Origin of the sequence: Streptomyces durbertensis, assembly GCF_014156695.1 — a bacterium.
Lineage (GTDB): Bacteria > Actinomycetota > Actinomycetes > Streptomycetales > Streptomycetaceae > Streptomyces > Streptomyces durbertensis.
In genome coordinates this window covers 1-8,781 of sequence record NZ_WMLF01000216.1, presented here as the reverse complement: position 1 = coordinate 8,781, position 8,781 = coordinate 1, and the positions used below count along the sequence as shown (strand labels likewise).

The following is an 8,781-nucleotide window of genomic DNA, read 5'->3' as shown; positions in this document are numbered from 1 at the left end:
CCCCCGGCACCTCCTGGAACAGCGCCGGCGGCGACGAGCCCGGCTCTCGACGACAAGACGGTGCACGCCGTGCGTGAGCTCAGTACGGCGTCCCCGGGGCTGGACATCGAGCTCAGAGTGAAGACCGAGCGGAGCACCATACGGCTCGGACGCCCCGGTCACGAGCCACGCGGCTACAGCACCGGACTCGTTCAACTCCAGGCGCGGGTTACCGCCAGTGCGTCCGGCACCGGCTTCGTGGCCCACCAGATGTACGGAACCACGGCGGAGGACGTCCTCGCTCAGGCGGCCGATGTGGATCTGCCGGAGATGTGCGCCCTGGCGACCATGCTCGCTGGACCACCTGTGGACACCTGGGAGTACGACGACATCCTGCTCACCGGCTGGGTGGCGGCGAAACTCCTGTCCCTCGTGCTCCCGGCCTTCCAGTGGGACACCGCGGTCGAGGGCAGGTCGCCGCTGGCAGGGAAATGGGGAGAGTCCGTCTGCGCTGACGGCGTCGGCCTCGTTGACGACCCAACGTCCGCTGACTACCCGCTCGCCGCACCCTGGGACGACGAAGGAACCCCCACCCGAGCCGTGGAACTGGTCCGGGACGGACAGCTACAAGCCTTCCTCGGCCACCGGCACAGCACCCTGTCCGCCGGAGCGGGCCAGGCAGGCTCCGGCTGGCGGGGGGCGGCGGGGGAGATGCCAAGGGTGCAGCCCAGCCATCTCTCGCTGCGCGTGGCCCACACCCTCGGCGACGGACCCCGACCAGGCCGCCGTCTTCTGCGAGTGGTGCAGGCGAACGGTGCGCACACTTCCAACGGCATCACTGGTGACTTCTCCATCGGCGCAAACGCTCTGCTGGAGTACCCGGACGGAACACGCCACAACGCCGGGAACGTCACCGTGGCGGGCAACGTCTTCGACCTGTTGCGCCAGATCCAGGGCCACAACGGGACCGTGCGCACCAACCGGTCGCACACGTCGTTCGTCGCCTGTCCCGGCCTGTGGGTCCGCGGTCTCACCATCGGGCGGTGAGCACGGTGGCGAACGGTACGCGCGTCACCAGGCTGCCGGAGTTCCGGCTTCTGTGGGGCTCCCAGAGCCTGAGCATGCTCGGCACCTCCGTCAGCCGCACGGCGCTCCCCCTGATCGCGGTCACCACACTGGCGGTCTCACCCCTCCAGATGGGTCTGCTCCAGGCCGCACTCGGCCTCTCGTACCTGGTCCTCGGTCTGCCCGCAGGGGCCTGGATCGACCGTATGCGACGTCGGCCCGTCCTGATCGTGTGCGACCTCAGCCGCGCCGTGCTGATGGTGACCCTGGCATGCGCTGCGCTCCTTGGCCACCTCACCTTCCCTGTACTTCTCCTGGTGGCCCTGCTGCTCGGTGCAGCTCGCACCTTCTACGAGATCGCGTATCAGGCGTACATACCTGCGGTGGTGGGACGTGACCGGCTCGTCGAGGGCAACTCGAAGCTGGAGAGCACTAATTCCGCCTCACAGATGGCTGGACCGGCCGCGGCCGGGGCGCTCGCCCAGGTGGGAGCGGCAGCGGCTGTCTCGGCGCAGGCCGTGAGCTACCTCGCCTCCTTCCTCCTGCTGCTGCGCATCCGCAAGCCGGAGGCGGAGCCCCCGCGGAAGCCGACGGCGCACCTGTGCGATGAGATCAAGAATGGGCTGTCCTTTGTCCTCAAGAACCCCCTCATACGCGCGGTCGTGGGGTCAGCCGCCACGTTCAACTTCTTTTACGCCGTCCAGGCGCCACTGATACTCCTCCTGCTCATCCACCATGTCGGTCTCTCCGGGGCCGCAGCGGGGGCCTTCATGACCGTTGGCGGGGTCGGCGGGGTACTCGGAGCCATCTGGGCTGGCACCCTCGCGGGACGCCTGGGCCAGGTCCGCATCATCTGGCTCGCCTACCTGACGACCATCCCCATGGTGCTCCTCATCCCGCTCGCCGGCCCGGGGTGGCGCATGCTGTTCTTCGTCGTGCCCTGGTTCGCCGCCGCGTTCGGTCTCGTGGTCTACAACGTCGCGCAGGTAAGCTTCCGGCAGGCGATGTGCCCGGACCACCTGCTGGGACGGATGAACGCCAGTGTCAGGTTCCTCATCTGGGGGATCATTCCAGTCGGCGGTGTGGTCGGTGGTGTGCTCGGCGAGTGGCTCGGCGTGCGCGGCGCGCTGCTGATCGCGGGGACGGGTATGACCAGCGGAGCGCTGTGGCTCATCTGCTCCCGTCTGCGCCGAGTCCGCGACATCCCGTTGGTGCGCCACGAAGCAGAGGCGCCGGTGGCAGGCCACGCTTCAGAAGAGTCCCAGAAGCTGTCTGACACCGGGTGAGGTTCCCCCTGTCGGCCTGGAACAACAACCCGGCCAAGTGCCGCGAACCCGCACCACAAACCTCATCGCGTCACGACCGTCTCACCTGACTTAAAATCTTCCGGGCGGGCCAGACTCCCCGGCGCCTTTGGCAAGGAGCCTGGCAGGGTGAGATTCAGTCGGGCAGCAGAGTGAGCAGCCCGCGCTCGCTGATCAGATAGCCAGCGTGGGCGCGGTTGCGGGCGCCGATCTGGCGCATGATATCCGACAGGTGACGCTGGCATGTCCGCGTGGACATCCCGAGGCGACGGGAGATGACCTTGTCCTCCTCACCCTGGATGAAGAGCCGCAGGATCTCTTGCTTCACTTTGTCGGACGTTGAGGTGACGTGTTCCCGGTCGTACTCCAGGAGCAGCGGTTTGGCAGACAGCCAGTGCTGTTCGAAGACGGCGGCCAAGAAGGCGACGACACTGGGGTCGTGCACAAGCACGGCCCCAGCGCTGCCCTCGTGGTGTTCGATCAGCGCCGCCTCGCCGTCGAACACGATGACGCGGTTCAACATGTGTGGGACCGCGCGAACTTCGGCTCCTTTGGCCGCCATGCGTTCCGTGAATGCGAGGGTCGCGTTGTCGAACTGAGCCGAGTACTGATAGAGGGTGCGCATGCGCACCCCGCGTTCCAGCAATTCGATCGTTCGCTGTGCCGCCTCCTCAAGGATCTCCCTCGGCCTCGCTCCGCCGGGCTGCGCGGTCAGTACTTCCTTTTCGCAGCGCGCGGAGAGTTCACTGATCAGGTCCCTGGCCGTGGTCAGGTCGGGGACGATCTCGACGGCCTGGCTGCTCATCCGCCTGGCGAGGCTGGCCTCGTAGATCGGAACGAGTTTCGCGAACTCGGCCCGAAGCGTGTCCACTTGCTGCATCAAGCGGTTCAGCGAGCGGACAGGGGCGCCGAGAAGGAGCGTACGCGCCTGGTCAGGTGGGACGACCTCGTAGCGGCCCGAGTCGTGCTCAAGCCGACGTATGAGTCGGCACTGTAGAAGATGCTGAAGGGACTTGTCGGCTTCCTCCGGTTGGAGGTCCAGCCCGTCGGCGATGTCTTCCTTGGAGAAGAACCTCCGGCCGACGGTGAATCGATAGATGCGAGAGGCTTGTTCCCCGATCATTGGCAGGTCAGAAAATAGATTTATGTCCGTTTCTGGCAACTTATGCCCCCCTGTCGCGTTGTCGCCTGTCATGAATATGGTCGTTCATGGCGTGCGCAGCGGCAACTAGCTTTGCGTGAGTGCGCGTTGGGTGCCTGTTTGGCGCCCTTCGCTGCTTCGCGTTCACGGCTGCATGGGAGGGAGTCCTTATGGGTGCTTTTGTTCGATTTGCGCGCAATGTAATTCCTGTTGCTGCAGTAGCGGCCTCTGTGGTGTTGTTCACCGCCTCGACGAATCCGCTGGATCTCGGCTGGGGGTGAGGTTCCTTCAGGTTTTCTCGGGTCAGGTGACCTTGCCGCCACACCCCAGGGGGCTGCTGGTCGTGCCGGGCTCATGGGGCCGGGCACGACCGCCGCCGCTGGTGACCTCTGGCCTGTGTAGCGCAGTAACACCGACGAGAGGTCCGGTATGGAGACTCTGCAGAATGTCCTCACGAGGCGCAGCGCGATCCGGCTCGCGAGCCCTGCTCCCAGTGATGAGGAACTGCTGCGACTCGTTGCCGCAGCCATGACCGCGCCGGACCACGGGCGGCTGCTGCCATGGCACTTGCTCACCCTGCGTGGCGTAGCACGGGAGAAACTCGGGCAGACATATGCCTCCTGTGCGGGGCGTGACGTGAACCTGCGGCGCCGCGCCGCGGCAAAGCCGCTACGGGCGCCGCTGCTTATCGCGATTGTCTTTTCTCCAGTGGAACATCCGAAGATTCCGGAGTGGGAACAGCTCGCGGCGACGGTTGCTGCCGTCCACACCTTGGCTCTGCTGCTCCATGACCGAGGGTATGGCTGTATCTGGCGCACCGGGGAGGTCCTCGAGGACGAGGGGGTGCGCTCGCTGCATGAGGTGAAGCCGGGAGAGCGGCTGCTCGGCTGGCTCTATACCGGCACGGCCATCGACACGCCGCCCTCTCGCCCCAGCCCCGACGCGCAGTCCCGGCTCCGTGCCCTTTGATCCGACCCGATGGCCTGACCGGCAGGAGGCTGCGTCAGGGACGGTGGAGCCGCGGGGTCCCGGCGGCGCTGCGGGGTGCGGTCGGGGCGGCGGTGCTGGGTCAGGCATCCCATGGCGTGGGGATGTCACATCAGGGCGCTGCCGGGAGTTGCCCCCGGTGGGCCCAGGCGGTGGCTTCGCGTCCGTGCTGATCCGGTCGTAGATACCGACGCGCCGTGGCTCGCCATGAACCAACCCCCCCCCGGTGTACCGGACCAACATACCTACTTACAGTCCGGTGGCGAACGTCGCCGGCCAGGCGGCCGTCCCGGTCATCGTCTCCGCCCGCGAGAAGATCCTCGACCGCGACGCCTACGACAACGCCACGTCCTTCGACATCAACGACCTCTCCGAGGAGCGCACCGCCGACGCACCCCCCGCGCCTGCCGGCGCCGCCGCGCCTCCCACCCCGGCGACCAGCTGACGCCGTCCCGACGCGGAACGCCCCGGCTCCGCTGGCCCGCCAGGAGATCCGGGGCGTTCCGCTTGAAGGGACACAGTAGGTCCGCCCCGTCGGAAGACTGCGGCGTGCGGTTCCTGCAGAAGGAGAGCCGCGTGGCAGAGAAGCGTCCTTGTCGGGTCGGAAGGTTTGTTCAGCGAGCGGCGGGCGACGGCCGTTCCCGGCCGAGGGACGCCAGCCCCGCCATCAGCACCGCTGCCGTAACGAAGGCCGCGAGCGGGTGAGCCGGCGGTTCGAGGAGAATCGCCCAGGGATACGGGTCTTCCGGTGAGCGCAAGCCCGCCATGGTGGTGAGGAAGAGCCAACCGGCGGCGGCTGAAGCGGCCACCACACCGCCGAACCGAGCCCGGACTACGAGCGCCAGGCCGGTGAGAAAGAGCACGTTGCGTCCAGCGGCGATGGCTGTCGGCATGTTCTGCAACGCGTTGAGGACGGCACCCGCCAGTAGGACCATCACGCCGACGACCAGAACCAACGCCCGGTCAGCCAGCTCCACGGGGCGAACGCCGGTGAGCTCGGCCGCGCTGAGCCGTCGCTCCAGGCAGTACAGGACGGCGAGGCAGACGATCAGCGGCAGAAAGTTCATCAGCTTCATGCCGGCTCCGCCCAGCACGCTGATGGAGGGTACGTAGACGACCTGCTCTCTTACGATCAGCAAACCGACGAGGTAAGCGACCACACCGGATAGGACGATCCACGGGCGTCGGACAGTCACCCAGAGGCTCACCTGCGGGCCTCCTCGTGCACGTGTGGGTCGCAGCTTCGCAGGGCTCGGAGCTGAGTGTCCACCCACCGCAGTTGCGTGGCACGATCCTTCGCTCGGACCTCTTCGACCCACTCAAGAACGGCACCGCTGTGCGCCGAGGCCACGTCGCGCCGTGGCATTCCAGCGGCGAGGCTCAACCAAGCGGACACCGGGCTGGAGGATGGCATGGGGTAGTCGTCCGGCAACGATGGACAGGCGTCGTAGCGCCGTATGGGAACGAGCGCGGTGGCGACCACGCGCAGCGCGCGGCGGTCCGTCATCGGGCGCTCGACATGCATGCGCCATGTGTTCGGCGCGACGCGTGCCTGGTGGGAAACGTATGCGAGAGTGCGCGGCGGCTTGACGCCAGCGGCCGCGAGGTTCGGTATCGCCGTGTCAGCGGCCGCGCGCAGCCGTGGAAGGGTGTCGGCGAGCTCCGAAGGTACGCAGATCCGGGGCTTGCCCTCAGCGCACGTCTGCGTACCGGCTCGGGGAACGGTGGGCGTCTCGTAACCCGCGTCAGCCACCATCGCGTGTGCGGGAAGCGCGCCCGCGACCAGGCAGCACGCCGCCAGAGCGGTGCGTACAAGGCGGCTGCGCAGGGGAGCGGACGCCAGTAGCACCGCACAGATCACGGCCGTGGCGAGCAGCATGGGAGCCCCGATCGCATGGGGTGCGAGGGTGTCGACCACGCTGGAGCCGTCGGTGAGAAGACCGTTGAGATACCTCACCCAGGGGGTCACCAGGGTGGCCGGGATCATGAGCCACAGTGTGATCGATATGGTCACCACAGGTGCGGCCAGCGCCCTCGGCAGGCTGCTGCCAGCACCGAAGCCGACCACGATCGCCGCCGCCTGAACAATGAGCAGCAGAAGGAGTACCGGCAGGTCATCGAGTCGTGGAGTGGCCGAGAAGTGCACGGACAGAGCGAGAAGCACCACAAGATCGGTGACCACGACAAGAAGCACGACGGGACGCAGGCATTCGAACGCGATGCGGTAGCGGTCGCGGCCGGGTGCAAGTGCCCATATGCGGCCTACCCGCAGCCGCCCGGCTTCCCAAGCGGCGACTCCGCCCAGCGCGCCAGAGATGATGGTGAGTGCCCGGGAGGCGAAGAACGCGGTGTCGCCGCCGAACCCTGCCCGGCTGACGCCCCAGCTCTGATAGGCGTAGAAGAACGCCAACCCTACGACGAGTGGACCTGCCCAGACGAGGGATGAGCAGCGCAGTGCCCTTAGGAGGCCCACGGAACCCCCTGTTCGGTAAGGACGTGGTAGGCGGAGTCGGCCTGCCGACCGGACGCCGCACTTGGATCGGCGTAGCGCAGAAAGTCACGGACTGACCCGAGGAAGCGAACCTGGCCGTCGAGTAGCACGACCACGTTGTCGTACGTGGATTCCAGGTCGGCGGTGTCGTGGGTGGAGAGAACGATGTGAACGGTTTCCGGAAGGCCACCCAGCACCTGGTGAAACACCGTTCGTTGCCGCGGGTCCATGCCGGCTGTCGGCTCGTCAAGCAGTAGCAGATCAGCTCCGTGCACGAGTGACTGCGCCACTCCGACTCGACGTTGCTGCCCGCCGGAAAGGCGGTCGACCCTCTCGTCCGCGTGTTCACCGAGTTCTACCTGGCGGAGTGCTCTGAGGGCCTGGTCCCATGCATCGGTACGGGACATGCCCTTGAGCCAACCCACATAGGCGACCTGGTCTCTCGCCGTCAGCCCGGGCACGGAGGTCAGTTGCTGGGGCATCCACGCGACGCGGCGCCGATAGGCCCTTCGTCCCCTCTTCCCTTCAGGGCTCAGTCGTCCGAAGCGGACACTTCCGGACTGCGGACGCAGGGCGGACGCTGCGAGCCCGAGCAGCGTGCTCTTGCCCGCTCCGTTGGGGCCTAGGAACACGGTGCGACCCGAGGGGAACAGACAGTCGAAGTCGTCGATCACGATTCGTCCGCGGGAGTACCCGAAGGTACAGGACGAGAATTGAATGGGCATGAAGCCTTCTTGGCTGGGAGCTACTGAAGGGGCGGAACGGCGTAACCGTTCCGCCCCTCTGCGGTCAGTCGGTGTTCAGTACGCGACCCTCACGTGCTTCACCGAAAGACTAATGTTCGACTCCATGCCGTTGATCTTGGAGATCCTGAAGTACATCTTGTCGCCCTTCTCCATCGCCCGGTACTCCCCGACGGCAGTTCCGTTCTTGCAGGCGGTCAGCGTCCTGACCCCCCTGCGGCCATCGGGCCACATGGAGATGTCCTGCCACAACTCGACCTCGGTGCTGGAAAACGGAGTTTGCCCGCCATTCGCTGTGCAGGTCGTGAACTCGATCTTCGTCGGGCCGCTCCCCCCGTCATCCGTCCATCTGCGGGATTCGAAACCGGTGCGAACGCCGCTCATGCTGGTGGTGAAGGAACCAGCCCAGGCGTCACCGGTGAAGGTGAGGGCGAGAAGTGTCGCAGCTGTAACGGCCCCGCTTCGCTGCGCTATTCGACGACGGCTGGCTGTGCGCACTGGTTGTTTCCCCTCGTTTTTGGGTGATGCGGCGTCACTGCTGCACGGCTGGTAGCCGGTCTTCCGGATGAGGCCGCTTCTGGTCAGGCAGGATCATACGCCAAAGGCCTTCGGTGCAGGGCTACTTCGATTGCCGCACCCGGGAGCGTCGGTCCGGGTGCGGGGTGCCCCGCGCCAGTTCCGGCCCCTGGCTTTGTGACACCGGAGCCGCCGGGGCCGCTCGTCCCTGGATACTGGCGTGGAGACCCGCCCGGTCCGCCGGTTCATCTGCACTCCGCGCTGAAGTGCGGCGGCGCGTATACGGCGTCCCTGGCGCCTCGAGGGCCATCCCGATCGGCATCGGGCTGCCCGGGCGGCGAACGACGAGACTGCCCGCACCGCGCCGCGCCGGATGCGCGCCGTCGAAGAGAACAGCGGCACCTTCGCGCCGTGTTCGGTGGGAGGCCGCGAGGGGCGGCCGCGTCGTCTCGACGCGGCCGACCGGGTGACTGCCGGGCTCCACAAGTGCCGGTCCGGACCTTTCTGTCGGGTGGAGTGGGTATGTGGTGATGGTGTGGGGCGGCTGTGTGGGGG

General features: G+C 66.9%; 8 protein-coding genes and 1 pseudogene. 4 read left to right on the top strand and 5 right to left on the bottom strand.

From position 1 onward, the window contains the following. Together GL263_RS15540 and GL263_RS15535 are read left to right on the top strand one after the other, a co-directional pair. On the top strand, positions 1 to 1,026 hold a 1,026-nt coding region (locus GL263_RS15540), incomplete at its 5' end, for a metallopeptidase TldD-related protein (protein ID WP_228456527.1). Next, positions 1,023 to 2,330, top strand: coding sequence for an MFS transporter (locus tag GL263_RS15535; RefSeq protein ID WP_182856307.1), 1,308 nt, complete (start codon positions 1,023 to 1,025; stop codon positions 2,328 to 2,330). The genes GL263_RS15540 and GL263_RS15535, both read left to right, overlap by 4 nt. Positions 2,331 to 2,484: 154 nt before the next feature. On the opposite strand, the gene GL263_RS15530 is transcribed toward GL263_RS15535, so the two are convergent. Further along, complete coding sequence (locus tag GL263_RS15530) at positions 2,485 to 3,543, bottom strand: helix-turn-helix transcriptional regulator (protein ID WP_228456526.1); 1,059 nt, start codon at positions 3,541 to 3,543, stop codon at positions 2,485 to 2,487. A gap of 375 nt (positions 3,544 to 3,918) precedes the next feature. Between GL263_RS15530 and GL263_RS15525 the strand changes: the two genes are divergently transcribed. Together GL263_RS15525 and GL263_RS15520 are read left to right on the top strand one after the other, a co-directional pair. Next, positions 3,919 to 4,458: a nitroreductase family protein gene (locus tag GL263_RS15525; protein WP_182856305.1), complete on the top strand. Its 540-nt coding sequence runs from the start codon at positions 3,919 to 3,921 to the stop codon at positions 4,456 to 4,458. A gap of 283 nt (positions 4,459 to 4,741) precedes the next feature. Then, positions 4,742 to 4,921: pseudogene (locus GL263_RS15520) on the top strand (dicarboxylate/amino acid:cation symporter); the annotation flags it as partial. A 169-nt stretch (positions 4,922 to 5,090) separates the two neighbouring features. Here GL263_RS15520 and GL263_RS15515 read toward each other — a convergent pair. The 4 genes from GL263_RS15515 to GL263_RS15500 all read right to left on the bottom strand — a co-directional run bounded on the left by GL263_RS15515 (position 5,091) and on the right by GL263_RS15500 (position 8,208). Then, entirely contained in the window at positions 5,091 to 5,684 is a 594-nt protein-coding gene (locus GL263_RS15515) for a hypothetical protein (protein ID WP_182856304.1), read from the bottom strand. Beyond that, positions 5,681 to 6,886, bottom strand: a complete 1,206-nt coding sequence (locus GL263_RS15510) for a DUF7224 domain-containing protein (protein WP_182856303.1) — start codon at positions 6,884 to 6,886, stop codon at positions 5,681 to 5,683. The genes GL263_RS15515 and GL263_RS15510 overlap by 4 nt, the downstream gene beginning before the upstream one ends. A gap of 50 nt (positions 6,887 to 6,936) precedes the next feature. Beyond that, on the bottom strand, positions 6,937 to 7,641 hold the full coding sequence (locus GL263_RS15505) for an ATP-binding cassette domain-containing protein (RefSeq protein WP_323379417.1): 705 nt from the start codon (positions 7,639 to 7,641) through the stop codon (positions 6,937 to 6,939). Positions 7,642 to 7,767: 126 nt separating this feature from the next. After that, a complete protein-coding gene (locus tag GL263_RS15500) occupies positions 7,768 to 8,208 on the bottom strand; it encodes a hypothetical protein (RefSeq protein ID WP_182856301.1) in 441 nt (146 codons plus the stop codon). Positions 8,209 to 8,781 lie beyond the last annotated feature (573 nt).